Origin of the sequence: Rhabdothermincola salaria, assembly GCF_021246445.1 — a bacterium.
Lineage (GTDB): Bacteria > Actinomycetota > Acidimicrobiia > Acidimicrobiales > Acidimicrobilacustridaceae > Rhabdothermincola_A > Rhabdothermincola_A salaria.
The window spans coordinates 170,808-195,754 of sequence record NZ_JAJQXW010000005.1 but is presented as its reverse complement, the minus strand read 5'-3'; the positions used below and the strand labels follow the sequence as shown (position 1 = coordinate 195,754).

At 70.6% G+C, this 24,947-nt stretch carries 21 protein-coding genes; 8 read left to right on the top strand and 13 right to left on the bottom strand.

Annotated features, from left to right (window positions below; all coding sequences use genetic code 11):
• Positions 1-40: 40 nt before the first annotated feature.
• Together LUW87_RS19405 and LUW87_RS17545 are read right to left on the bottom strand one after the other, a co-directional pair.
• Positions 41-1,243 (bottom strand): cytochrome P450, encoded by a 1,203-nt coding sequence (locus LUW87_RS19405; RefSeq protein WP_232672498.1) that lies wholly within the window; start codon positions 1,241-1,243, stop codon positions 41-43.
• Between the two features lie 82 nt (positions 1,244-1,325).
• Positions 1,326-1,595 (bottom strand): hypothetical protein, encoded by a 270-nt coding sequence (locus tag LUW87_RS17545; protein ID WP_232672497.1) that lies wholly within the window; start codon positions 1,593-1,595, stop codon positions 1,326-1,328.
• A 199-nt stretch (positions 1,596-1,794) separates the two neighbouring features.
• Between LUW87_RS17545 and LUW87_RS17540 the strand changes: the two genes are divergently transcribed.
• On the top strand, positions 1,795-2,736 hold the full coding sequence (locus tag LUW87_RS17540) for an oxidoreductase (RefSeq protein WP_232672496.1): 942 nt from the start codon (positions 1,795-1,797) through the stop codon (positions 2,734-2,736).
• Positions 2,737-2,745: 9 nt separating this feature from the next.
• Here the strand turns inward: LUW87_RS17540 and LUW87_RS17535 are convergent, their stop codons facing one another.
• The 3 genes from LUW87_RS17535 to glpK all read right to left on the bottom strand — a co-directional run bounded on the left by LUW87_RS17535 (position 2,746) and on the right by glpK (position 7,136).
• Positions 2,746-3,672, bottom strand: coding sequence for an aldo/keto reductase (locus LUW87_RS17535; protein WP_232672495.1), 927 nt, complete (start codon positions 3,670-3,672; stop codon positions 2,746-2,748).
• 202 nt (positions 3,673-3,874) lie between these two features.
• On the bottom strand, positions 3,875-5,461 hold the full coding sequence (locus tag LUW87_RS17530; protein WP_346742596.1) for a phytoene desaturase family protein: 1,587 nt from the start codon (positions 5,459-5,461) through the stop codon (positions 3,875-3,877).
• Positions 5,462-5,624: 163 nt separating this feature from the next.
• Positions 5,625-7,136, bottom strand: coding sequence for a glycerol kinase GlpK (gene glpK / locus LUW87_RS17525; RefSeq protein ID WP_232672494.1), 1,512 nt, complete (start codon positions 7,134-7,136; stop codon positions 5,625-5,627).
• A 187-nt stretch (positions 7,137-7,323) separates the two neighbouring features.
• On the opposite strand from glpK, the gene LUW87_RS17520 reads away from it, so the two are divergent.
• Together LUW87_RS17520 and LUW87_RS17515 are read left to right on the top strand one after the other, a co-directional pair.
• A complete protein-coding gene (locus LUW87_RS17520; protein ID WP_232672493.1) occupies positions 7,324-8,961 on the top strand; it encodes a glycerol-3-phosphate dehydrogenase/oxidase in 1,638 nt (545 codons plus the stop codon).
• Between the two features lie 56 nt (positions 8,962-9,017).
• A complete protein-coding gene (locus tag LUW87_RS17515; protein WP_232672492.1) occupies positions 9,018-10,145 on the top strand; it encodes a serine hydrolase domain-containing protein in 1,128 nt (375 codons plus the stop codon).
• 164 nt (positions 10,146-10,309) lie between these two features.
• Here the strand turns inward: LUW87_RS17515 and LUW87_RS17510 are convergent, their stop codons facing one another.
• Both LUW87_RS17510 and LUW87_RS17505 read right to left on the bottom strand, forming a co-directional pair.
• A complete protein-coding gene (locus tag LUW87_RS17510; RefSeq protein ID WP_346742595.1) occupies positions 10,310-11,638 on the bottom strand; it encodes a sodium-dependent transporter in 1,329 nt (442 codons plus the stop codon).
• A 149-nt stretch (positions 11,639-11,787) separates the two neighbouring features.
• A complete protein-coding gene (locus LUW87_RS17505) occupies positions 11,788-12,102 on the bottom strand; it encodes an EthD family reductase (RefSeq protein ID WP_232672490.1) in 315 nt (104 codons plus the stop codon).
• Positions 12,103-12,347: 245 nt separating this feature from the next.
• Between LUW87_RS17505 and LUW87_RS17500 the strand changes: the two genes are divergently transcribed.
• Entirely contained in the window at positions 12,348-14,231 is a 1,884-nt protein-coding gene (locus tag LUW87_RS17500) for a flavin-containing monooxygenase (protein WP_232672489.1), read from the top strand.
• Between the two features lie 280 nt (positions 14,232-14,511).
• Here LUW87_RS17500 and LUW87_RS17495 read toward each other — a convergent pair whose 3' ends face one another.
• From LUW87_RS17495 to LUW87_RS18940, 5 genes are all read right to left on the bottom strand, one after another.
• The gene (locus LUW87_RS17495) at positions 14,512-14,790 is read right to left on the bottom strand and encodes a hypothetical protein (protein ID WP_232672488.1); all 279 of its coding nucleotides are present in this window, start codon (positions 14,788-14,790) and stop codon (positions 14,512-14,514) included.
• Between the two features lie 167 nt (positions 14,791-14,957).
• Positions 14,958-16,058 (bottom strand): hypothetical protein, encoded by a 1,101-nt coding sequence (locus tag LUW87_RS17490; RefSeq protein ID WP_232672487.1) that lies wholly within the window; start codon positions 16,056-16,058, stop codon positions 14,958-14,960.
• Between the two features lie 212 nt (positions 16,059-16,270).
• Positions 16,271-17,401, bottom strand: a complete 1,131-nt coding sequence (locus LUW87_RS17485) for a phosphotransferase family protein (RefSeq protein WP_232672486.1) — start codon at positions 17,399-17,401, stop codon at positions 16,271-16,273.
• Positions 17,402-17,455: 54 nt separating this feature from the next.
• Positions 17,456-18,202, bottom strand: a complete 747-nt coding sequence (locus LUW87_RS17480) for an enoyl-CoA hydratase/isomerase family protein (RefSeq protein ID WP_232672485.1) — start codon at positions 18,200-18,202, stop codon at positions 17,456-17,458.
• A 188-nt stretch (positions 18,203-18,390) separates the two neighbouring features.
• Positions 18,391-18,519: a hypothetical protein gene (locus LUW87_RS18940; protein WP_283251227.1), complete on the bottom strand. Its 129-nt coding sequence runs from the start codon at positions 18,517-18,519 to the stop codon at positions 18,391-18,393.
• Positions 18,520-18,774: 255 nt separating this feature from the next.
• Here LUW87_RS18940 and LUW87_RS17475 point away from each other — a divergent pair, with 255 nt between their 5' ends.
• Both LUW87_RS17475 and LUW87_RS17470 read left to right on the top strand, forming a co-directional pair.
• Positions 18,775-20,985, top strand: a complete 2,211-nt coding sequence (locus LUW87_RS17475) for an EAL domain-containing protein (RefSeq protein WP_232672484.1) — start codon at positions 18,775-18,777, stop codon at positions 20,983-20,985.
• 134 nt (positions 20,986-21,119) lie between these two features.
• A complete protein-coding gene (locus tag LUW87_RS17470; protein WP_232672483.1) occupies positions 21,120-21,731 on the top strand; it encodes an LOG family protein in 612 nt (203 codons plus the stop codon).
• Between the two features lie 33 nt (positions 21,732-21,764).
• Here LUW87_RS17470 and LUW87_RS17465 read toward each other — a convergent pair whose 3' ends face one another.
• A complete protein-coding gene (locus tag LUW87_RS17465) occupies positions 21,765-21,902 on the bottom strand; it encodes a hypothetical protein (protein ID WP_232672482.1) in 138 nt (45 codons plus the stop codon).
• Between the two features lie 177 nt (positions 21,903-22,079).
• Here LUW87_RS17465 and LUW87_RS17460 point away from each other — a divergent pair, with 177 nt between their 5' ends.
• Together LUW87_RS17460 and LUW87_RS17455 are read left to right on the top strand one after the other, a co-directional pair.
• A complete protein-coding gene (locus tag LUW87_RS17460) occupies positions 22,080-23,780 on the top strand; it encodes an N-acyl-D-amino-acid deacylase family protein (RefSeq protein ID WP_232672481.1) in 1,701 nt (566 codons plus the stop codon).
• On the top strand, positions 23,777-24,937 hold the full coding sequence (locus LUW87_RS17455) for an epoxide hydrolase family protein (protein WP_232672480.1): 1,161 nt from the start codon (positions 23,777-23,779) through the stop codon (positions 24,935-24,937). The genes LUW87_RS17460 and LUW87_RS17455 overlap by 4 nt, the downstream gene beginning before the upstream one ends.
• Positions 24,938-24,947: the final 10 nt, after the last annotated feature.

Sequence of the window (24,947 nt, the reverse complement as noted above, 5' to 3'; positions counted from 1 at the left end):
CCCGCCCCGACCTCCTGCGCCCGTCCCGGCCGTGGGATGTCTAGGCGCGCTCGAGCCGGACGGGGAGCTCCTTGAGGCCGTTGTTCAGGTTGGACCGGATGCGCCGCGCCGGGCCGGTCTGGGTGATGGTGGGGAACCGGTCGAGGAGCTCTTCGAAGAAGACCCGGCCCTCGAGGCGGGCGAGGTGCACGCCCAGGCAGAAGTGAGAGGCGATGCCGAACGACAGATGCGGATTCGGCGAACGGTGGATGTCGAACGACTGCGGGTTCTCGAAGACGTCCTCGTCGCGGTTCGCCGACGTGTACATCATGGCGATCTTGTCGCCCGCGGCGATGGCCTGGCCGCCGATCTCGGTGTCGGCGAGGGCGGTGCGACGGAAGTAGTGCAGGGGGTTGGCGTAGCGGAGGATCTCCTCGACGGCGCCGGGGATGAGCGAGCGGTCGGCACGCAGCTCGGCCAGCTGGTCGGGGTGGTCGAGCAGGGCGTGCAGGCCCGACGACAACATCGTCTTGGTGGTGTCGTTGCCGGCGGTGACGAGCTGCACGAAGAAGCTGGCGAACTCCATGTCGGTCATCGGGCCGTGGCCGAAGTCGCCGGCGAGGATCAGCGAGGTCAGGTCGTCGCGGGGCGGTTCCTGGCGGCGGGCGGCCGCCAGCTCCATGGCGTACATGGCCATGCCGGTCATGCCGCGGGGCCGGTCGGCCGCAGCCAGCTCGGGGTCCTGGGCGCTGGTGCTCTCCTCGGCCCAGCGCCGGATCCGCTCGCCGTCCTCGGGCGGCAGCCCCATCAGCTCGCCGACGACCTGGTTGGGCAACATGGCCGCCACGTCGTGGACGAACTCGACCTCACCGTCGGCGGGCACCTGGTCGAGGATCGACCGGCAGATGCCGCGGACCTGCTCCTCCATCTGGCCGATCGCCTTGGCCTTGAAGCTGCCCACCAGGGGTCGCCGGTGCTCGGTGTGACGGGGCGGGTCCATCATCAGCATCATGTTGCGGCTCTGGGCGAGCTGCTCGGGCTCGGGGTCCTCGAGCACCACGCCCATCTCCTCGGCGGAGAAGATCGCCGGGTCCTTGGCCACCGCGCACAGATCGGCGTGGCGCAGCACCGCCCAGTAGCCCGGTTCGTCGGGCATCTCCTGCCAGTAGACGGGCTCGGTGCGCCGCAGCTCGGCGAAGATCTCGTGGATCGGGCCGTCGACGTAGAGGTCCGGGTCGTAGATGTCGACCTTGGTGGATGCCACAACTGCCCCCCAGGCGTTCGGTGGTTCCCACGATCGTGGCAGTCGCCGACCCCGGAGGGCAAGGGGCGTGTCCGAGCGTGGCTCAGCCGACGGCCAGCAGCTCCACGGCGGCGTCGGTGAGGGTCTTGCGCCCGACCATGACGTGCTGGGTCGCGGCGTTCATGTCGCGGAAGCAGCGGCCGATGACGCTCGGGTTGCGCAGCGAGTCGGTGCCCAGGTGGATGGCGCCGGACTCGCGCACGGCGGCGGCCACCTCGTCGGTCAGCGCCGCCCGCTGCTCGATCTCGTCGGAGGCGGCGTCGACCATCGGGGCCAACGCCCGGACCCGTTCCAACAGCGGCGTCTCGACCATCGCCGGACCTTCTCCATCGCCGCACTCGCGGAAGTGAACGCTCGCCCGTTCTGATGCGAGCGGCCGGCGGACCGTCGACGACCGGTCGGGGCCGGCCGACGCGGCGGGGCCACCGTCGGCCCGGGCCGAGCGACCCGGCAGCGGTCTCCGTAGCCTGCACGGAGGCACCAGACGCCACCGTGCCCGTCCGAGGAGAGCCATGACCGATCCGAACGAGTACACCGTCCCCGACCAGACGGGTCGCACCGCCCTCGTCACCGGGGCCAACAGCGGACTGGGTCTGCAGACCGCCACCAGGCTGGCCCGAGCAGGGGCGACGGTGATCATGGCCTGCCGCAACCCGGACAAGGCTGCGACCGCCCTCGACGAGGTGCGCCGCGCCGCCCCCGACGCCACGGTGACGACCCTGCCGCTCGACCTGGCGTCGCTCGACTCGGTCAGCGAGGCCGCCGAGAGAGTGCGAGCCGACCACGACCGCCTCGACCTGCTCATCAACAACGCAGGCGTCATGGCCATCCCCCGAGGCGTCACCGTCGACGGCTTCGAGACCCAGTTCGCCACGAACCACCTCGGCCACTTCGCGCTCACCGCCCACCTGATGGACCTGGTCATGGCGACACCTCACAGCCGGGTCGTGAACGTCTCGAGCAACGCTCACAAGATGGGGCGCATGCGCTTCGACGACCTCATGGGCGAGCGGCGCTACGAGCGTTGGTCGGCCTACGGGCAGTCCAAGCTCGCCAACCTCCTGTTCAGCTTCGAGCTACAGCGTCGGCTCACCGCGGCGGCGTCGGGCACCATCGCCGTGGCCGCCCACCCCGGTTGGTCGGCAACCCACCTGCAGACGAGCGGGCGCGGCGTCACCGAGGGGCCGTGGCTCAAGGCCACGGAGCTGGCCAACCGCGTCATCGCCCAGAGCGACGCCATGGGTGCCCTGCCGACCATCCACGCGGCCACGTCGGCCGACGTGATCGCCGGCGGCTTCTACGGGCCCGACGGGCCGCTCGAGGTGCGGGGCATGCCGACCCAGGTGAACCCCAACGCCCGGGCCAAGGACCCCGCCGCCGCCCGGGAGCTGTGGGGCCGATCCGAGGAGCTCACCGGGGTTCGGTTCGCCATCCACGACGCGGCCACCGGCTGACTCCTCGACTCACGCGAGGCGGCGGAGGGCGTCGTCGTAGACGTCGGGTGGCAAGGGTCCCTTGGCCGCCGCCGCGACGTTGGCCGCCAGGTGGTCGACGCTGGAGGTTCCCACGATCGTCGTGTCCATGTCGGGGTGCGACAAGGTGAACCGCAACAGGAACTCCATGCGCGGCATCCCCTCGAGGACGTCGTCGAGGCGGGACTCGGTGACGGCCCAGCGGGCCTTGCGCTCCTCGAGGGACTGCTCCAGGCGGGCCCGCATCTCCTCGGGGAGGCGGGCGTACTGGGCGGGGAGCGCTTCGGGGACACCACGGGCGACCCCACCGCGGATGATGGTGCCGGCGCCGCCACTGGCGGCGGCGGAGATCACGTCCTCGTGCTCGCGTTCGAGCGCCGAGTAGGGGATCTGAAACGCGTCGAAGACGCCCATCTCGATGTGGTCGGCGATGTCGGGCAGCGTGCCCGACATCCCGATGAACCGGACCTTGCCCTCGTCGCGCAGCGCCTCGAGCTCGGCGAGCGAGTCGTGCAGCTCGAGCGTCGCTCGCGATGGGCTCATGTGGACCTGCACGAGGTCGAGATGGTCGGTCCGCATCCGTCGCAGGCTCTGCTCGACGCCGCCGCGCAGGGTGCGGCGGTCGTAGGCGTGCGCCGGGAAGCTGTCGGCCGGGGGCGGCGGATCGACCTGGCAGCCGCACTTGCTGGCGAGGAAGTACTCCGAGCGCCGGTGCGAGATGCCCGCCCCGATGAACTCCTCCGACGGCCCGTAGTCGGGCGACGTGTCGATCATGGTGATGCCGGCATCGAGCACGGCGTTCAGGACGCGGGTAGCGGCTTCCTCGCCCACCCGAGCCTGCAACTCCATGGCACCGAAGCCGAGCTTGGTCACCACCTCGCCGGTGCGGCCCAGGGTGTCGGTGGGGAGGTCGGGCATGCTCGCAGGCTAGGGCGAGCCGGGGCCCGAGACCTGACCGCCGGACCGTCGACGTGGAGGTCCGGGTCGTAGATGTCGGCCTTGGTGGTCGCCACAGGCGCCCCCAGGGTTCGGTGGTGGCCCCGACGGCGGCCGCGGTCGCCCTCGGCGGCGCGCGACCCTCGATCGGCGGAGGCCTCGCCCTCCGAGGGGTGGGTGAAGGTCAGCCCCGGGGGCGGCTCGGCCGCACGGCCCGGAGCACCCGGCGGCGCCGATCGGCGGCCAGCGCCGCTCGTGCCGCGTTGGAGCCGGGTGCCCCGTGCACGCCACCGCCGGGGTGAGCCGACGCCGACGCGAGGAACAGGCCCTTGATCGGGGTGCTCGCCCGCCCGCCGCCGGGGAGGGGCCGGAACACCAATTGCTGGTGGATCTGGGCGGTGCCCCCGTTGATGGCTCCGCCCACCAGGTTGGCGTCGACGCGTTCCATGGATCGGGGTGTGGCCACGTGACGAGCGATGACGCGAGCACCGAACCCGGGGGCGTACTCCTCGACGATGCGTTCCATGCGAGCCGCCATCTGCTCCGTCTCGTGGTCGTCCCAGGACCCGGTGAGGCCGTCCCCCCCGGCGTCGCGTCGCACCCGCTGCGGCACGTGGGTGTAGGCCCACGCCGACTCGGTGCCCGCCGGCGAGCGAGTGGGGTCGCTCGTCGTCATCTGGCCCATCAGCATGAACGGCCGCGATGGCACCTGGCCGGTGGCCAGCTCGTAGGCGAACCGTGACAGCGCGTCGAGGCTGTCGGCCAGGTGGACCGTGCCCGCCCCGCCCACCTCCGGGTCGGACCAGGGGATGGGACGGTCGAGGGCCCAGTCGACCTTCACCGTGGCGTGGTCGTACTCGAAGCGCGCCAGTCGCCGCAGCAGGCGATCGTCGAGGTGGTCGGCCCCGACCAGGTCGAGGAACAACGACGGAGCGCCCACGTCGGCCAGCACTGCCCGGCGGGCGACCACCCGATGCCCCTGCTCGGTCGTGACCCCGATCGCCCGTCCGCCCTCCACCACCACGCGGTCCACCCGTGCCCCGGTGACCACCCGCCCGCCCAGACCACGGAGCCGGTGGACCAGGGCGTCGACGAAGCACCCCGCCCCGCCCGTCGGCACCGGGAAGCCGAGCTGTTGGCCGAGCGAGGCCAGCAACCAGCCGAACAACCCTCCACCGGCGGTCTCGGGGGTGAAGTCGGCGTGCAGGGCGTTGCCGGCCAGCAGCAGCGCACCGCCTTCACCGGCGAAGCGCTCCCGGGCCAGGCTGCGGACCGGGGTGAGGGCATCACGGAGGAAGTCGAGCCCGCCGTGCACCCCCAGGCGGCCCGCCAGGCGGGCGCTGGGCACCACGGGCGGTAGCGGCGCCAGGAGGGCGTCGATCAGCGGCCCGGACACCCTCGACCACGTGCCGTACAGGGTCCGCCACGCATCGCCGTCTCCCGGGACGAAGCGATCGAGCGAGGCGGCCGTGCGGTCGAGGTCGGTGGACAGGACCATCGTCGGTCCGTCCGGGGTGGGGTGCGCCAACACGAGCGGGGCCCGAGACCACGACAGACCGTGGCGCTCGAGCTCGAGCGCCCCCACCACCGGGGAGGCCGCGGCGAGGGGGTAGAAGGCGCTGAACAGGTCGTTGCGGAACCCGGGCGCCGTCACCTCGGCGGTACGCACCGCGCCGCCGGGCACCGGGGCGGCTTCGAGCACCACCACGTCCCACCCCGCCGACGCCAACAGGTTGGCGGCGACCAGCCCGTTCGGCCCGGCGCCCACCACCACCGCATCGGCCCGGGCCGGAGTCGGGTCGGGCTCGAAGCTCGGCTGCCGATCGGCCAGGCGCGGGTCGGAGAGGTCGCTCACCCCACGATCCTTCCCCATCCCGCCTCTATCCCGGCTGGCCGGCAGCCGGGCCTCGGTGTCCATGGCCCTCGACACAGCACTAGCCGGGCTGGTCGTCCACCCAGTCGAAGGTGCGGGTCACGGCCTTCTTCCACTGGGCGAGCTCGCGTTCTCGGGTGGCTTCGTCCATGCGGGGCAGCCAGCGCGTGTCCTCGACCCACTTGCCGCGCAGCACCTCGATGCCCGGCCAGAACCCCACGGCCAGCCCGGCGGCGTACGCCGCACCGACCGCCGTGGTCTCGGTCAGCGCCGGCCTGATGACCGGGATGCCGAGGATGTCGGCCTGGAACTGCATGAGCAGCTCGTTCTTCACCATGCCCCCGCCGACGCGCAGCTCGTGGAGCGTGACGCCGGAGTCGGCTTGCATCGCATCGACCATCTCGCGCCCCTGGAACGCGGTGGCCTCGAGCGTGGCGCGGGCGATGTGGCCCCGTTCCACGAAACGGGTCAGCCCGACGATCACCCCGCGGGCGTCATCCCGCCAATAGGGAGCGAACAGCCCCGAGAAGGCGGGGACGAAGTAGCAGCCACCGTTGTCGTCCACGGTGCGGGCCAGCTCTTCCACCTCGGCCGCCGAGTCGATGAGGCGGAGGTTGTCGCGCAGCCACTGCACGAGCGCCCCGGCGATGGCGATGGACCCCTCGAGGGCGTACACCGCGGGGGCGTCACCGAGCTGGTAGCCGACGGTGGTGACCAGCCCGTGATCGGACCGCACCGGCTCGGTGCCCGTGTTGAGCAACAGGAAGTTGCCGGTGCCGTAGGTGTTCTTGGCGTCGCCGACGTCGAAGCAGGTCTGGCCGAACAGCCCGGCCTGCTGGTCGCCGAGGTCACCGGCCACCGGCACCCCCGCCACGGCGGCCAGGCGCGCCTCGCCGTAGACCTCGCTCGAGGACCGGATCGCCGGCAGCATCGACGCCGGGATGCCGAGGGCGGCCACGTTGTCGGGTGCCCAGTCGAGGGTGGCCAGGTCCATCAGCAGGGTCCGGCTGGCGTTGGTGACGTCGGTGATGTGCAGGCCTCCGTGCACGCCGCCGGTGAGGTTCCAGATGATCCAGGTGTCGATCGTCCCGAACAGGAGCTCGCCGGCCTCGGCACGCGCTCGGGCCCCCGGGACGTTGTCGAGGATCCAGACGGCTTTCGGGCCCGAGAAGTACGTGGCGAGGGGAAGGCCGGTGGAGGCGCGGAACCGGTCGCGACCGCCGTCGGCGGCCAGGTCACGGCAGATCTGATCGGTGCGGGTGTCCTGCCACACGATGGCGTTGCCCACTGGTTCGCCGGTCGCACGGTCCCAGACGACGGTGGTCTCACGCTGGTTGGTGACGCCGATGGCGACGAGGTCCGCCGCGGTCAGCCCGGCCGACTCGAGGGCCTCGGCGATGACCTCCTCGGTGCGGGCCCAGATCTCCTGGGGCCGATGCTCGACCCACCCCGGCCGGGGGTAGACCTGCTCGTGCTCCTTCTGGGCCATCCCCACCGGTTGGCCGTCGGTGTCGAAGATCACGAAGCGGGTGCTGGTGGTGCCCTGGTCGATGGCGGCGACATACCGAGTCATCTGTGCTCCTCACATCGGGTCGTCACGGGAGGTGCATCCCGCGCCGGGCGCTCATTCTCCTCCCAGGACGACCTCACCGATGGTCCGGGCGTGGTGAGCCTCGCCGCTCGACCGGGCGACCGAGGCGTCGAGACGGCTGCCGTCTGCCGGACCGGGGCCTGCGGTTCGCCGTTGCTACCGTGACCGGATGACGCTGCGGGACACGAGCATCGACCGCCTGCGAGAGGGCTCGTTCGACGTGTTCGTCGTCGGCGGAGGCATCAACGGCGCCGTCGTCGCCGCCTCGCTCGCCGGCCGGGGCGCCGACGTCGCCGTCGTCGATCGGGGCGACTTCGCCTCGTTCACCAGCCAGGAGTCCTCCAACCTGGTGTGGGGCGGGTTCAAGTACCTCGAGAACTACGAGATCCCGCTGGTGCGCAAGCTCTGCCGGTCGCGCAATCGGCTCATGCGGGCCTACCCCGACAACGTCCAGGAGATCTCCTTCCTGGCTGCGCTCGACACCTCGTCGCCGTACCCGCCGTGGCTGAGCGCCCTCGGCGCCACGGCGTACTGGGTGCTGGGGAACTTCCGCACCCGCGCCCCCCGGCTCCTCAGCGCCGCCAAGGTCCGCGACGCCGAGCCGGTGATCGACACCACCTCCGTCCGGGGCGGCATCGAGTACCGCGACTGCATCCTGAAGGACAACGACGCCCGTTTCGTGTTCTCGTTCGTGCGCTCGGCCATCGAGGCCGGCGCGACGGCGGCCAACTACGTGGAGCTGGTCACCGCCGAGCCGAGCGGGAGCGGCTGGCGGTTGCGCCTGCGCGACCTCGAGACCGACGAGGAGTTCGAGAGCAGCGCCGGGATCGTGGTCAACGCGGCCGGACCGTTCGTCGACGGGCTCAACGCCGACATGGGCGTGCAGACCACGCACCGCATCGTCTACTCCAAGGGCATCCACCTGGTCGTCCCCCGGCTCACCACCGGCGACGACGACCGGGTGCTGGCGTTCTTCGACGACACCCAGCGCCTCTTCTACGTGATCCCCATGGGCGTGCGGTCGGTGATCGGCACCACCGACACCCGGGTCGACAGCCCGTACTCCGCAGTGGACGACGAGGACCGCTCCTTCCTGCTGTCCCAGATCAACGCCCGCCTCGAGCTCGCCGAGCCGCTCACCACCGACGACGTGATCGCCGAGCGCTCCGGGGTGCGCCCGCTGGTGGTCCCCACCGACGGCGGCGACACCAGCGACGTCGACTGGACCGCGCTCAGCCGCAAGCACGAGATCGAGGTCGACCGGCGCCGCCGCGCGGTCACCGTGTTCGGCGGGAAGCTCACCGACTGCATCAACGTCGGCGAAGAGGTGGCCGCGGCGGTCGAGTCGCTGGGCCTCGTGCTGGAGCCCGACCAGGGCAACTGGTACGGCGAGCCGGCGGCGGACACCCGAGCCGAGTTCCATCGCCAGGCCCGGCTCATGCGCCTCGACGACCGGCGGGACCGGCCGGGGGTCGAGCCGCTGTCGGACCGTCTCTGGCGCCGGTACGGGCGTCGGGCCTTCTCCATGCTCGAAGCCATCCGTTCCGACCCCACCATGGCCGACGACATCCTCGGAGGCACCGACTACCTGCGGGTGGAGCTGCACCTGGCCGCGTCGACGGAGATGGTCACCCGTCTGGAGGACTTCATGCGGCGTCGCTCCAAGATCGAGCTCGTGGTGCCGGCGGTGCAGTACCTCGACTCCGACGGGCTGGAGCACGTGGCCGAGATCCTCTTCGGCGTCGACGCGCCCCGCAAGCTCGAGCAGTACCGCGCCTCCCACCCCGGCCCCCGCCCGGCCTCCTGACGGGTCAGCGGGCGGCCCAGGCCACCGCCGCGACGGAACGGGTAGCGTCGCCGGCCATGGGGAGGACGACGTGGAGCCTCGCCGCCGGTCTGCTGCTCACGGCGTGCGCAGGCGGAGCGGAGTCGTCCGATCCCGAACAGACCAGCCGCTCGAAGGCGCCGTCGAGGACCGCCGAGGTGTTCGCTGATCTCGACGCCGGATCACCGGGGTGCTCGGTCGCGGTCCGCCACCCGGAGGGCACCTTCGACCTGCACGTCGGCGCGGCGGACGTGCAGGAAGGGGTCCTGATCGACCGGGACACGCTCTTCGACGTCGGCTCGGTCTCCAAGCAGTTCACCGCCGGCGCGATCGCGCTGCTCGTCGTCGACGGCGACCTCGCCCTCGACGACGACATCACCGAGCTCCTCCCCGACCTCGGACGCTTCGACGACACCATCACGGTCGGAGACCTGCTCCACCACACGAGCGGCCTACCGGACTACATCTCGCTGCTCGACGCCGAACTGGACGAACCCACGACGATGGCAGACGCCGTGGAGGTCGTCGTCTCCGACGACGGCGCTCCCACCGCGGCGCCGGGCGAGCGCTTCGAGTACTCCAACACGAACTACGTCCTGCTCGCCCTGATCGTGGAGGCGGTCACCGGACGTCCCTTCCCCGACGTCGTCGACACCGAGATCCTCGGTCAGCTCGGCATGTCGTCCTCCGTCGTACGCGACGACCAGGGCGTGCTGCTGGCCGACCAAGCTCCCGGCTACGCCTTCGCCGACGATGCCGAGACGACCGACGACGACGGAGACGGCTGGGTCGCGATCGGGTCGGCGTGGCGGCAGACCGGAGACGGAGCGCTCCACTCGACGGCGCTCGAGCTGCTGCGGTGGGCCGAGTTGTTCCTGCTCGACCCCATCGCCGAAGAAGGGCTCGGCTCACCCGCGTGGCTCGACGTGATGTTGTCACCCGGACCGCTCGCCGACGAGGACGGCACCCGCTACGGCGGCGGACTCGAGCTGACCGACGGCGACCGAGGTCCGGTGATCAGCCACGGGGGCTCGTGGATCGGCTATTCCTCGGCCATCACCATGGAACCTGCGTCGGGCGTGGCGGTGGCCGTGACGTGCAACGTCGACAGCGACGACGCGGAATCCCGCGCCGCCGAGGTGCTCGACCTCTGGGCCGCCTCGTGACGATCGTCGCCGTGTAGACGGGGAGCGCCGACCGAGCCTCAGCAGGTGACCTCGAGCTCGACGTCGACCACGTCGCCGTCGGCCCATCGACTCGATGTCGAAGCTGCGAGCGACCAGCGAGGCGTCGCTACCCATGTGGAGCTCCAGCGGAACTCATCTGCCCCTCACCACACGACGGTGATGGCGATCCAGACCAGCACGGCGGCCGGGAGCCAGCGGCCGACGAGGTAGATCCGCGCCACCCACCACCTCGAAGAGGTGCCCAGGGCTCGCTGCAGCCGGCTCGGTGGCACCAGCCAGCAGAAGAAGCCCGCCCCGAAGATCCCGGAGAACAGGATCACCTGCCCGCCCACGTTCTGGTCCACCCAGTCGAGGAACCGCGTGTCGCCGATGCTCAGCTCCAAGGGGGTGAAGCTGAGCGCGGACGGCAACGCCAGGACCAGCATGAGGCCGATCACCACCACGACGGCCTTGCGATGGCGAAGTCGGAACTCCTCGGCGACGGTGCTGAGGATCACCTTCAGACCAGCCAGGCTCGAACTGAACGCGGCGACGAAGAACAGACCGAAGAAGGCGATGGCCAACGGTGCCCCCCAGGCCATGGCCTCGAAGGCTCGCGGCAGCGTGTTGAAGGCGAGCTGGCTGCCCTCGCCCGGGTCGAGGCCGTGGGTGAACACGAACGGGAAGATCATCCAGCCGGCCAGCAGCGCGATGCAGGTCTCGGTGCCCGCCACGATGAGCGACGCTCGGGGCACGTGGGTCTTCTTCGGGATGTAGCTGCCGTAAGTGACCAGGTACCCCTGGCCGATGGCCAGGGAGTAGAAGCCTTGCCCGAACGCGATCACCCACAACGAGGGATCCCTGAGGGCGGACAGGTCGGTGTCGAGCAGGAAGTCCTTGGCCTCTGCCCACCCGGCCGTGCGGCTGGCGGCGACGACCAGCCCGACCACGACCAGCAACAGGACCGGCATCATGAACTTGGAGAAGGTCTCGAGGGCCTTGAGGCCACGTAGGAGCACGAACGCACCGAGGGCGAGGACGACCAGGAGCCAGCCGAGGGAGGCGTAGCCGTCGGAGAAGTCCGAGAACGAGCCGACGTCCAGGCGTACCGCGTCGACGGCGTAGCCCATCGTCCAGCCGGTGATCACCAGGTAGTAGCTGGTGATCACCGCAGTGAGCCCGACGACGAACCAGCCGTACCACGCACCGCTGCGGCGGACCTGCCGATACGTGTGCACGGTGTTGCCCTGGGCGAGGCGACCAGCGGCCACCTCGAGGTACATCAACGGCAGGCACACGACCGCCATGGCGATGAGGTAGGCGAGGATGAACCCTCCACCCCCGTACTCGCCGGCGAGATACGGGAAGCGCCAGAGGTTGCCGAGGCCGACGGCCGCTGCGGCCATCGAGAAGATGAACGCGGGCTCCGACGTCCACTGCCCGCGATCCTTCGACGTCTCCGTCCCGGGTCGAGCGGCATCGGTTGCTGGCACCGGTTCCGTCACGGGGGACCAGGCCTCCTCTCGGATCGCGACATCATGAGCGGGGTGACCGGGCTCGAACCTACCGATCTGCGGATCGACGGGCGCCCGAGCGCGACGGAGGCCCGCCGAAGCGGGCCTCCGACCTGCGGTGCCGCGAGTCAGGCCTCGTCGCCGACCAACATCTCGGCCTTGTTGCCGTACTTCTGGGTCATGCCCATGGCGTGCTTGCTCGCCTCCATGATGCTCGGGTCGCTCATCGCCGCCTGCATGTCCTCCTGTGAGGCCCAGGTGCCGACGAACATCACGTAGTACGGGGGCTCGGTGCCTCGCGGCGTGCCGCTGAACACCGTCGTGGTGTGCGAGGTCATCTTGGGGAACTTGGCGGCGATCGGCAGGTGGTCCTGCTTGTACTCGGCGAGGAACGCCTCGGCGTCGGTTTCGGGCTTGGTGTAGAGAACGGTGAGGTTTGCCATGCGCCCTCTCTATCTGGTTGCCGCGCCGTTCACTCCCCTTCCCCTCGGACGACGGTGACCTCGTCGCGACCCAGGACGCCGGTTCCCTCGTGACCGGGTCGGCGGGTGCCGGCCGACCTGTGGGCGGGATCGGGGGGCGGATTGACCTCGGTCTCGGCCCGTTCGTAGGCTCCTACAGAGCACTGAAGGATCTTTCTATATTGCGAAAGGGCCGCCGCGAGGTTCCCGGCCCTGCGAGGAGCACCGTGCCCCAGGTCACTCACGCCCACATCCGCCGCGCCGTCGAATGCTCAGACCTCGCCGCGCTCCGAATCGCCGTCTACCAGGCCAGCGGCGACGCCGAGGTCGCCGCGCTGGGCCCGGTGGCCCAGCTCAGCTCGGAGGATCGGGCGCGTCTCGTCGATCGCTGCGTCGAGCTCATCGAGCGCGACCTCGACTCCTGGGAGCTGCGGGTTCCGAGCGACGACGAGATCCGCACGATGCTCGACCTCGTGCTCGGGGTGCCCACGCCGGAGGGCGACTTCGAGTTGCGCAAGGGCGTGCTCTCGTTCGACGAGTTCCCGTTCTTCGCCGACTGGCCATCCGGTGTCGGCGCCGTGCCCGACGGGTTCCACGTGGCCGTGGTCGGCGGGGGCTTCAACGGGATCGCCACCGCCGTGCAACTCGAGCAGCTCGGCATCCCCTACACGGTGTACGAGCGGCGGGGCGAGCTCGGCGGGACCTGGAGCATCAACCGCTACCCCGACATCCGCGTCGACACCCTGAGCTCGTCCTATGAGTTCAGCTTCGAGAAGGACTTCGCCTGGTCGGAGTACTTCGCCCGGGGCCCGGAGGTGAAGCGGTACCTCGAGCACATCGCCGAGAAGTTCGACGTGCTGCCGAACGTGCGCTTCGGCCACGACCTGGTCGAGGCCCGCTTCGACGACGACGCCGAGGTCTGGCACGTCACCTTCCGTCTCGATGACGGCTCCACCGTCTCGCATCAGGCGAACGCCGTGGTCAGCGCGGCCGGCTTGTTCGCCAACCCGATGGTGCCCGAGTTCCCCGGCGTCGACGCCTTCGGGGGGACCGTGATCCACCCGACGGCGTGGCCGGACGACATCGACCTGAGCGACAAGCGGGTGGCGGTGATCGGCAACGGATCGACGGGCGTCCAGTTGCTCGGCCGGGTGGCGGAGATGTCGGCGCACGTCGAGGTGTTCCAGCGGACCCCGCAGTGGATCAGCCCCCGGGACAAGTACGGCGACCCGGTCGAGCCCGAGGTCCGTTGGCTCATCGACGAGATGCCGGGGTACTGGAACTGGTGCCGGATCACGTCGATCATGCACCTGTTCGACTTCCACAAGGACTTCCTCATCCGGGACCCGGAGTTCGAGGCCACCGGTGGCCGCATCACCCAGAAGAGCGAGTTCGTCCGGAACATGCTCACCGAGTACATCCGCAGCGAGACCGGCGGTCGCCAGGACCTGATCGACGCGCTGGTCCCGGACTATGCGCCGATGGTCCGGCGACCGATCGTGGACAACGGCTGGTATCGCGCCCTCACCCGCGACAACGTCGAGCTGGTCACCGATGGGATCGCCCGGTTCACCGACTCGGGGATCGAGACCGAGGACGGCGTCGTGCACGAGGTGGACGTCGTGATCTGCGCGACCGGGTACGACATCGTGAAGTACCTGTGGCCGGCCGAGTACTACGGCCGTCAGGGAGCCAACCTGCACGAGCGGTGGGACGAGGAGTCGCCGATGGCCTACGTGGGGATGATGGTCCCCGACTTCCCCAACCTGTTCGTCTTGTACGGCCCGAACTCGCAGCCGGTGTCGGGCGGGGTCGCCCTGCCGGCCTGGTACCAGATGTGGGCCGGCTTCGTGGCTCGGTGCCTCACGACGATGATCGAGCGCGGCACGTCGACCGTCGAGGTCACCCACGAGGCGTTCAAGGCCTACAACGAGCGCCTGGTCGAGGAGTCACAGAACCTCATCATGGTCACCGACGAGGCCATCGCCCGGCGCAACTACTACGTGAACGGCCAAGGCCGCATGCAGGTCAACGCCCCGTGGGAGACCAGCGACTACTACCGGATGGTGTCCTACCCCGACTGGGACCCCGACGCGATCCGCTACGCCTAGGACGTCGTCGCCGTCAGCGCGAACCGTGGAGCGCGGCGATGCGGCGACCGATGCCGGCCATCGTCTCCCGCAGCTCGCCGGGAAGGACCACCTCGACCCCCGACCCCACCGTCTCGGCGCAGATCTCAGGCGAACTGGTCGAGCAGTCGGGAGAGGGCTGCGCTGACGTGCAGGTTGCGGGCTGGAGGCTTCCTCGGCCACGAAGGAGTACTCGGCAGGCACCGGGACGACCCTGCGCCGCTCCCGGAATGCCGCTGCGTGGCTCTCGCAACCACGAGCGTCAGGGGTCGGGCGACGTCCTGGATGAGAACCAACGGCCCAACAGCGCCGTCGCCGGCAGCACGATCCCGATCCACACGACGAAGAGATGTCGGGTGTCGACCTCGCCGAAGAGCTCTGTCTGTGCGATACCCCACGCGACGAGCGCGCACAGCGGTGGACCCACGACGAGCACCGTCAGGATCGTCGTCCCTCGAGACCGCAGCGGTCGATCACGCAGCTCGATGGCCATGGCGACCGAGACGCCACCCAGCGCCCCGAGCACAGCTGCGACGATCACGGCTCCCAGCGTCGCCAGCCCTCCTCCGTCGGCGACGACGTACCCGACGACCCCCCCGACGACCGCCGCGCCGACCGTGCCGCCCACGAGTGCCGTGCCCAACGTCCGGACGGGGTGGAGGACTGGTCTGCGCCCATGGTCCCGAGGTCGGTCCTCCTGTGCCGCGTTCACCATGCCGCTGCGGAACCAGCAGCCGGGTACGACGCACCGGCGACGGACGGCGACTCGAGCCCCACGACGGGTTCGACGTCACTCTCCGCATCGAGATCCCGGGATCCGAGCTGGGTCCCGTCCATTGACGACCACGAGAGCCCTGTCACCTCGTCAGGGTCGACCGGTACGGCGAAGCCTCGGGCTCCGCCGTCCTCGACGGGGACCGGCAGCGTCGAGAACGTGGTGCCGTCGGCGCGCTCCACGTCGACGCGGAACACGTCGGCGCCGGTGATGCCGCCGAGCACGGGGAGCAGATCGCCGCTGAGGTCGGCGACGCGAACGTCGTCGGGACCGCCGACCGAGAAGCACTCCTCGACCGAGTCGCCCTCCAACGGCACGGTGAGGCAGTGCTCGCCGTCGCGGGGCTCCACCCCTGCGGCGAAGGGGGTTCCCCCGCCGCCGTAGCGGGCGACCACGGTCTGCCCATCGACGATGCCGTCCGCGCCTCCGATGTCGATGCTGCGGACCATCCGGTCGAGCACCTCGACCGCCCGGTCGAAGTCACCGCCGGCCCGCTCCACCGCATCGACGACCAGCGTGCGCGGCTGCCCGTCGTCGCCGGACGGAACGTCCACGAGGTAGCGCACCGCCGTGGTTCCCTCGCCGAAGAGCTCGCTGGCCGGCCCCTCCAGGCGCACGGTCTGACGGCCGTCGACGACCGTCGTCGCGCGCTCGGTCTCCATCCGGTCCGAACCAGGGGCGGCGGCATCGGCGAAGCCCACCGGGTCGACGTAGGCGTTGATCACCGCCACGCGCTCGTCGGTCGCCTCGGGCACCTCGAAGGGCTCCGGATCGAACTGCGAACACGGGCCGACGACGTCGCCGGCGTTCGTCTCCCAATCGGCCGGGTACGACAACGAGAATCCCGCCGAGCTCTCACACGGCTGCCAGGCGTCCGTGTCCTCGGACGGCTCGGTGCCGTCCGGTGCGTCGGTGGTCGTCGAACTCGGCGGCTCGGTGGTCGGGGACGCGTCGTCTTCCTCGTCGCCGCCGCAGGCGGCCAGGACCAGGACCAGGACGAACGCAGTGCACAGGCCCGAGAGCGGACGTCGCACGCTTGCCTCCCGTTGCTCGGTTGCATGATCCACCCGTCTCGTACCCGTTGGCCAGGGGTCTCACCCCGACGACGCCAGGCCGATCGTGCTCTCGGCGGCGTCAGCATCTCGCGGGCCGCCACGTCGAGGTCGAACGTTCTGTTCGTGGATGCCGTGCGCCGACCAGTCGAGTACGAGCTCGAGCGGCTCGTCGCCCGGGCTCGGCTCGGATCTCAGGCGAACTGGTCGAGCAGGCGGGCGACCGCCGCGGTGACGTCGTTCTCGACGGCCATCGATGCCTCGGCCGGCATCAGCCCGGCGGCGACCATGCGGTCGCCGAGCGGGATCATGATGGCGCAGAAGCGCATCGCCCCGAAGATCTCCCAGTACCCGGGGTGGCGGACCTCTCGGCCCGACGCCTCCTCGTACATCGTGACCATCTCCTCGCGGGTGGGGAACCCCTCGGGGCGAGGCGCACCCAGGTCGTCGAACGACATGCGATCGAACATCAGCCACCAACCGAGGTCGGCCTCGCCGGGCGAGAGGGCGCAGGCCTCCCAGTCGACCACCGCGGCGGGCGAGTAGTCCTTCCAGATGATGTTGCCCAGCCGGCTGTCGCCCCAGATGAGCCCGATGCGCTCGTCCTGCGGGTCGTTGGCCGACAGCCAGTCGAGTGCCCGGTCGATCACGGGGTGCGGCCGACCGGCGAGGTGGTGGTCGACCCACGACCGGTACAGGCGCAGCTGGTCGGCCTGGGTGGGGTTGCCGTCGGTGGAAGTGTCGAGCCAGTCGAGCCCTGCGGCGCGCCAGTCGATGGCATGGATGGCCGCCATGGCCTCCAACCCGGTGCGGACCATCCGCCGCCGCTCCTCGGGAGTGGCCTCGTCGACGATGAAGCCGGCCTGGCTGTAGCGGGGCGTGTCGGACGGGATCACCCCGTCGACGAACTCCATGACGAAGAACGGGTTGCCCAGCGCCGACGAGCCGGGCTCGTAGTCGACCACCGGCGGGACGGGGATGCCGTACTCACGAACGGTGGCCATGATGCGGTACTGCAGCCCGACCGAGACCGCGGTGGCGGCGGTCTGCGGCGGGAAGAGCGGTCCGGTCCCGGGCTCGATGCGGGCGACGTAGCGCTGGTGGTGGGCACCGTCGTCGTCGTTCCAGTCGAGCTCGAAGAACGCGGTCTCGTTGGAGAAGCCGGTCGCCATCGGGATGTCGACGCCGCTGACCTCGATGTCGCGACGACCGTCGTCTCGCTGTTCGAACCACCTGGCCAGCCCCGACGCGTAGGAGCTGCGATCGACCGTGGTCTTCGGGGCGTGGGGCTCGGTGGAGCCGTCGGGCGTGGCCGTGTCGGACATGGTCCGAGCGTAGTGACCGATGTCATGTCCGTCCGCCCGGAAGTGCAGTCGCGGTCAGCGGGGCGACGAGAACCCGGCGACGAACACCGCCAACGCCTCGCGCTCCCGCCCGAAGGCGGCGGCGAGCTCCGCTCGCTCCGGGGCGTTCAGGAGCCGCTTCACCGACGACAGCGCCTCCAGGGAGTGGATCGCCAGCCGCTGGGCGTGGTCATGGGTGACGGCCAGCAGGTCCTCGGGCTCGCAGAGCTGCCAGGCCAGCCCCATCCCCTTGGCCTCGTCGGCGGTGATCCACTCCGACGACAGCAACGTCCACGCCGCTTGCTGGCGACCGAGCAGCTGCGGGAACAGATAGCTGGAGCCGGCCTCGGTCGGGGCCCCGAGCTCCGTGAACGGGCAACGCAGGCGCGCCTCGGTCGACATGAACACGACGTCGGCGAAGGCGAGCATCGTCATGCCGAACCCGACCGCATAGCCGTTCACGGCCATCAGGAGGGGCTTGGGGAAGTCGGCCAGCGTGTCGAGGAGCCGGTCGAAGCCGTTGCCGTCCCCGGTCTCCCTTGGGCCGCCCTCCTCCGGTCGGGGCTCGGCCAGGGCCTTGAGGTCGGCGCCGGTGCTGAACGCTCGTCCGCTCCCGGTCACCACCACGACGCGCACCTCGGGTTCGCCGGCCGCCGCCTCGAGGGCGGCGGCCAGGTCCACCACCAGGCCACCGTCGAAGGCGTTGAGCCGCTCGGGACGGTGCATCGAGATCGTCCGCACCCGGTCCTCGTCGGCGATCCGCACGTTCTCGAGGTCCTCCATGACCACAACATATTCCCGGGCCTGCCTCCTCATGGGTGGCCTACGACGTCGCTGCCTCGCGGCGGGCCGCTGAACGCCGTCTTGGCGTGCGACGTCATCTTGGCGAGTCCCATCGGAGCTGAGGCCCCGGATGGAGGGGTCGACCAGCGATCGGACACCCACGAGCGGACCCGAGCTCAACGGCGCGATCAGAACGTGACGTCCGCCAGCTCGAACCGGTACGCGTTCTCCGTCTGCCCCGGCCCACTGCCGGCCATCACGATGTCGGCGCTCGAGACACCCGAGAGGTCGAGCTCGGCCGTCGCCTCGGCGATCATCGGCAGGTCTCACCGCCTCGGCGCGGGCCGTCGGGTGCGGACCGCCCCTGTTAGCGTTGCTCGCACGCTCGCCCGCGAGGGTTTCCTGGTGGGGGCGCCCAGGTCATCAGAAGGCGGCCTCGTGTCCGAGTTCCTCGTTGTCGAGCACCGGCAGATCGACGTCTCGACCCGCTTGCGGTCCTGGCCGAACGAGAATCGCTCGCCCACGACGATGGTGCGAGCGTCGGGGACGGGGATCTCGGGAACAGCGGGCCGATGGACGCGCTGATCGTCGGCGCAGAGCCAGACCTCCGGGACCAGCTCCAAGACCGTGGCATCCAGGTGGCCGTCGCCGGGACGGCGGCGGAGGCAACGACCGCCATCGAGCTGCAGTCCTTCTTGGTGGTGATCCTGGATCTGGCGCTGCCGGCGGTGTCGGGGTTGGACCTCGTCGACGTGCTCCGGGAGTCGGGGTCCACTGCGCACGTCATCGTCCTGGGTGACTCGACCGCCGAGGCCGACCGCGTGGACGCGCTGCAGCGGGGCGCGGACGACTACGTCCTGAAGCCCTTCTTCCTCCAAGAGCTGACCGAACGGGTGCTGGCGGTGCGGCGTCGGCGGAACGTCCGAAGCGACACCCGCATCCAGCTCGGGCGCTGCGACATCGATCTGGGCTCTCGGCAGGTCACGTGCGGCGGCGAGGTCGTCGACCTCACCGCGAAGGAGTTCGCTCTGCTCGCCTACCTGGCCGTGCGTCCAGGCCACGTGTTCAGCCACAAGCAGCTCCTCCATGCCGTGTGGCGCTCGGTATCGGAGCGGCAGCAGCCCGCGACGGTGACCGAGCACATCCGGCGGCTGCGCGAGAAGATCGAGACCGATCCTGGTGCCCCAGCGGTCCTGGTCACCGTTCCCGGGGCCGGCTACCGACTGGATCTGCCGGCCCCGCACGACGTGCCCCGGGCGGTTGCGCCTCCACTGCCCCGTGAGGGAGTGATCGTCCACGTCGACGGCCTCATCGTGTTCGCGGACGACGCAGCCCAGGATCTCATCGGCGGGTCCGACCGGGCGACCCTGGTGGGGAAGAACATCCAGGATCTGGCCGCGCCGACGTCGGAGGCGGCAGTGGCGGCGCGCCGGGAAGAGATCGAGGCCGGCCATGTCCGCCGGTCGGAGATCATGCAGATCCGCCGAAGTGACGGCGAGATGGTCGTGGCCGAGGTGTCATCGACAGCAGTGGACTGGCACGGCGAGCAGGCGCGGCGGGTGGAGGTCACGGCCGTGACCGATGCACCAGACCGGCTCCGCGGGCTGGTCACCGGCGTCCTCGCCGAGGTCGGCGATGCCGTGGTCATCACCGACCTGCACTCCCACATCCAGAGCTGGAACCACGCGGCAGAACGTCTCTACGGATGGTCCGAGGATGCGGTGCTCGGGCGACACGTCCTCGACGTGCTGCGGAGCGTGGGGGACGGCGGACAGCCGGCCGAGGCGCGGGACCAGCTCGAACGGACGGGCCGATGGCACGGCACGGTCCGGCAGGTCACCCGCGACGGCTCGACGGTCGAGATCCTGGGCTCGCAGACCCTCCTGCGTGATCACGGGGGCGAGCCGATCGGCGTCGTCTCCGTCAACCGGCCCGTCGAAGTGGCCGGACACATGCGGATGTTGGAGCTGGACACCGCCCTCGCCGCCCGGGTCAAGCAGGGCATCGCCGACGACGAGTTCGTGGTCCACTACCAGCCGGTCATCGATCTCACCGACGGGCACGTCCTGACGGTCGAGGCGCTGGTGCGCTGGGAGCATCCCGAACGCGGCACCCTCGCACCGGCGGAGTTCCTCGAGACGGCCGAGCGGACGGGCCTCATCGTGGAACTGGGCGAGATCGTGCTCGACGCCGCCTGCCGTCAGGCCGCACAGTGGCGTCGCTCCGGCATCGACATCGGGCTCGCCGTGAACGTGTCGACGCGACAGCTGGCCGACCCGGGTCTGGCCGAGCGGTTCAGCGAGATCATTCGAGCATCGGGTTTCGATCCCGCCCATCTGTGGCTCGAGATCACCGAGACCGCACTCGTCGAGGAGCTCGACAAGGCGTCCCACGCCCTGCGGACCTTGGTCGGGCTCGGCGTGGGCGTGTCCATCGACGACTTCGGTACCGGCTGGGCGAGCCTCACCTACCTGCAGAGCTTTCCGGTGCACACCCTGAAGATCGACCGCAGCTTCGTGGCCGGCATGGGGAGCGGGGGCAACGACAACGCCATCGTCCGGTCCATCCTCTCGCTCGCCGCCGAGCTCGGTCTGGTCGCCGTGGCCGAGGGGATCGAGACCCAGTGGCAGCACCTGCTGCTCGAGTCCATGGGCTGCACGTTCGGTCAGGGCTACTTCTTCGGCCGTCCCACCCCGGCGGCCGAGGTACCCATCGAGCGAGCTCGCCGGATCGCCGACGTGGAGGCCGACGACAGCGCCACCGAACAACCTCGTCTCCGATAGGTGCCCTCGATCCCCTGACAGCGCCACGTCGGCCGCGCTGCCCCCGACGGACATGGCTGCGCGTGCGCGTGCCGCTCAGATCGACGGGAGGTGTGCAGAGGAGAGCTCGATTCGAGCCCGTTACGATCGCCCGGATGACCATCGGGAACCCGTCGCCAGGAGAGCTCTCCTCTCTGTGCGTGTTCTGCGGGTCCAGTCCTGGAGCCGATCCTCGTTTCGCTTCGGTCGCCGAGGAGCTGGGAGGCCTGATGGTCGAGCAGGGGCTCCGATTGGTCTACGGCGGCGGGCACGTCGGGCTCATGGGGAGGCTGGCCGATGCCGTCCTCGCCGCAGGCGGCGAGGTGCACGGGGTCATCACCACGGCGCTTCGTGACCGCGAGGTCGCCCACCGAGGTCTCACGAGGCTCGACGTCGTCGACACGATGCACGAACGGAAAGCTCGCATGTCCGATCTCGCCGACGGCTTCCTGATGCTTCCCGGTGGCTTCGGCACGCTCGATGAGTTCTTCGAGGCCGTCACCTGGACGCAGCTCGGCATCCACTCCAAACCGTGCGCAGTTCTCGATGTGAACGGGTTCTTCACCCCGCTGGTCGACTTCATCGACTCCGCGACCGAGAGCCGCTTCATCAGCTCGCAGCATCGAGCCATGGTCATCACCGACGACGACCCGCGTCAGCTCCTCGAGCAGATGGCGACGTGGCAGCCACCGTCCAACGAGAAGTGGCTCGATCGCAGCGACCGCTGACGACCGTGGCGGGGCCGGACCGGGCCCCTTGGTTCAGGCCTCGTCGCCGATCAGCATCTCGGCCTTGTTGCCGTACTTCTGGGTCATGCCCATGGCGTACTTGCTCTCCTCCATGATGCTGGGGTCGGAGCCGGGTGCCTCCGGGGGCGGCTGATCGACCCCGACGCTCACGACCCCGACGTCGTCCGCGCCGCTGTGCGAGGCTCGTGCCCGGCGAGCGTCCTCCTGGGCCTCGCCGACCTGCGGCCGAGGTCCCGGGGGCGCCGCAGCCACGAGCTCTCGTGCTCCCGGTCGCCCTGGTCCAGGCCACCCACCTCGCCCGCCGCGGGCCCGGATCAGGAGTGACGCGTGACGACCGACAAGTTGATCCGTGGCGGTGAGGTCGTCGACGGCACCGGCCGCGAGCGGTTCCAGGCCGACGTGCGGGTGCGGGGCGGGCGCATCGCCGAGGTCGGCCCCGACCTCACCCCCGACGGGGAGGACGAGCTCGACGCCTCCGGGGCGCTCGTGACGCCGGGGTTCATCGACACCCATGCCCACACCGATCCGCAGGTGTTCTGGGATCCCACGCTCGACCCCGAGCCCCTCCACGGCGTCACCACGATGCTGATCGGGAACTGCAGCCTCACCCTGTTCCCGGTGAGCGATCGCACCCGAGCCGAGGTGGCCGACCTGTTCGCCTACATCGAGGACGTGCCCCGCCACCTCTTCGACGACAGCGTCCCGTGGACGTGGAACCAGTTCAGCGGGTACCGAGATGCCGTCAACGCCACCGGTGCCGGCGCCAACCTCGCCCCGCTCGTGGGCCACAGCATGCTGCGCCTCGAGGCCATGGGGCCGGCGGCCTGGGAACGACCGGCCGACGAGGGTGAGCGCGACGCCATGGCCGCCATGTTGGACGAGGCCATGGCCGCCGGAGCATGGGGCCTGTCCACCTCGGCGCTCGACGTGGCCAAGGACGGCCGGCCGGTGCCGTCCCGCCATGCCGACGGCGCCGAGTTCGACGCCCTCCTCGACGTCCTCGCGCGCCAAGGGCGTGGCGTCCTCGAGTACGTCCCCGACCTGCTCGGGCCCGACGCCGCCGCGGCGCTCACCGACCTGGCCCGACGCTGCGGGCACCGCTCGATACCGCTCACCTGGACCGGCTTCACCTACAACCCCGGGCCCAACACGCAGCGCTGGCTCGAGCTCACCCGCTCGCTCGCCGAGGAGGGCGTCGAGAGCTACCCGCAGCTCTCCCCCCGTACGGTCGACTTCCGGTTGAACTGGTCGTCGTCGATGATGTTCATGTCGATGCCCGAGGGCTGGCATCGGGTGATCGCCGCCGACCCGGCGGAGAAGGCGCGGCTGTTGGCCGACCCGGCGTGGCGCGACACCGCCCGGGCCGAGTGGGACCGCACGGAGCGCTCGATGTTCCCGATCCACGCCCTGGAGAAGGTCCGCTTCGTCGAGGTGCACCGCGCCGACCAGGAACCCTGGCTGGGCCGCACGCTCGCCGACCTGGTGGCGGAGCGGGGCGGGCACCCGTCGGACGTCTTCGCCGACTTCGTCCTGGCCAACGACTGCCACCCGGGCGTGGTCGCCGTGGGCGTGGCCAACGCCGACGTCGACGGCGTCGGTCACACCCTCGCCGATCCCTCGGTGCTCATCAGCTCCTCCGACGCCGGCGCCCACATGCAGATGCTGTGCGCGTCGGGCGATCCCACCCTCTTGCTGACGCGCCACGTACGCGAGCGCGGCGACCTCGGCCTCGGCCTCGAGCAGGCGGTGCACGAGCTCACCGGGCGGCAGGCGGCCGTCTTCGGCTTCGCCCAGCGGGGAACGGTCGTCGAGGGCGCCATCGCCGACCTGGTGGTGTTCGCGCTGGACGAGCTCCACTACGACGACGACGTGTTCGTCGAGGACCTCCCGGGCGGCGGGGCGCGACTGCGGCGCCCCGAGGGCGGCTACCGGGCCACGTTGGTCGCCGGCGAGGCGGTGCAGCTGGGCGGCCGGCTCACCGGCGCACTCCCCGGCCGGGTGATCGGCAACGGGGGAGACGCCCGATGAGCGACGCACAGATCGAACCGTTCCGGGTCGCGGTTCCCGACGCCGACCTCGAGGAGCTGCAGTTCCGCCTGCGCCGCACCCGCTGGCCCGACGCCCAACCCGACGCGGGATGGGACTACGGGATCCCCCTCGACTACGTGCAGGAGGTCTGTGGCTACTGGGCCGAGGGCTACGACTGGCGCCGCCTCGAGCAGACCCTCAACGACTTCGAGCAGTTCCGCACGACCATCGACGGCCTCGGCGTCCACTTCCTCCACGTGCGCTCGCCGCACCCCGAGGCCTTCCCGCTGGTGATCACCCACGGGTGGCCGGGATCGGTCGTCGAGTTCCTCGACGTCATCGGGCCGCTCACCGACCCGACCGCCCACGGCGGCGACGCCGCCGACGCCTTCCACGTGGTGTGCCCGTCGTTGCCCGGCTATGGGTTCTCCGACCGGCCATCCGAGCGGGGATGGGGCGTCGAACGCACAGCACGGGCGTGGGCGGTACTGATGGAGCGGCTCGGCTACGACCGCTACGGCGCCCAGGGCGGCGACTGGGGCTCGTTCGTGTCCACCGCCCTCGCCGCCCACGACCCCGAGCACTGCGCCGGCCTGCACCTCAACCTGATGGCGGCCGGACCCTCGCCCGAGGACCTCGACGACCTCACCGACGCCGAGCGCGACGGTCTCGACGCCGCCACCCACTACGACCAGGTCGACTCCGGCTACGCCAAGCAGCAGATGACCAGGCCCCAGACGCTCGCCTACGGGCTCGCCGACTCGCCGGCGGGCCAGGCCGCCTGGATCCTCGAGAAGTTCTGGTCGTGGACCGACAGCGACGGCCATCCCGAGAACGTCATCACCCGCGACCGGTTGCTCGACAACGTCACCCTCTACTGGCTCACCGACACCGCCGGGTCGTCGGCACGCATGTACTACGAGTCGTTCGGCCCCAAGCGGACCGAGCCCACCGGCGAGCGACCCGTCACCGTGCCCACCGGCTGCGCGCTGTTCCCCAAGGAGATCTTCCGGCCCTCGCGGCGTTGGGTGGAGCGACGCTTCGACGTCGTGCACTGGACCGACATGCCCCGGGGCGGCCACTTCGCCGCGCTCGAGCAACCCGGGCTGTTCGTCGACGACGTGCGGAGCTTCTTCCGCAGGGTGCGGGGGTCGTAGTCGACGGCGA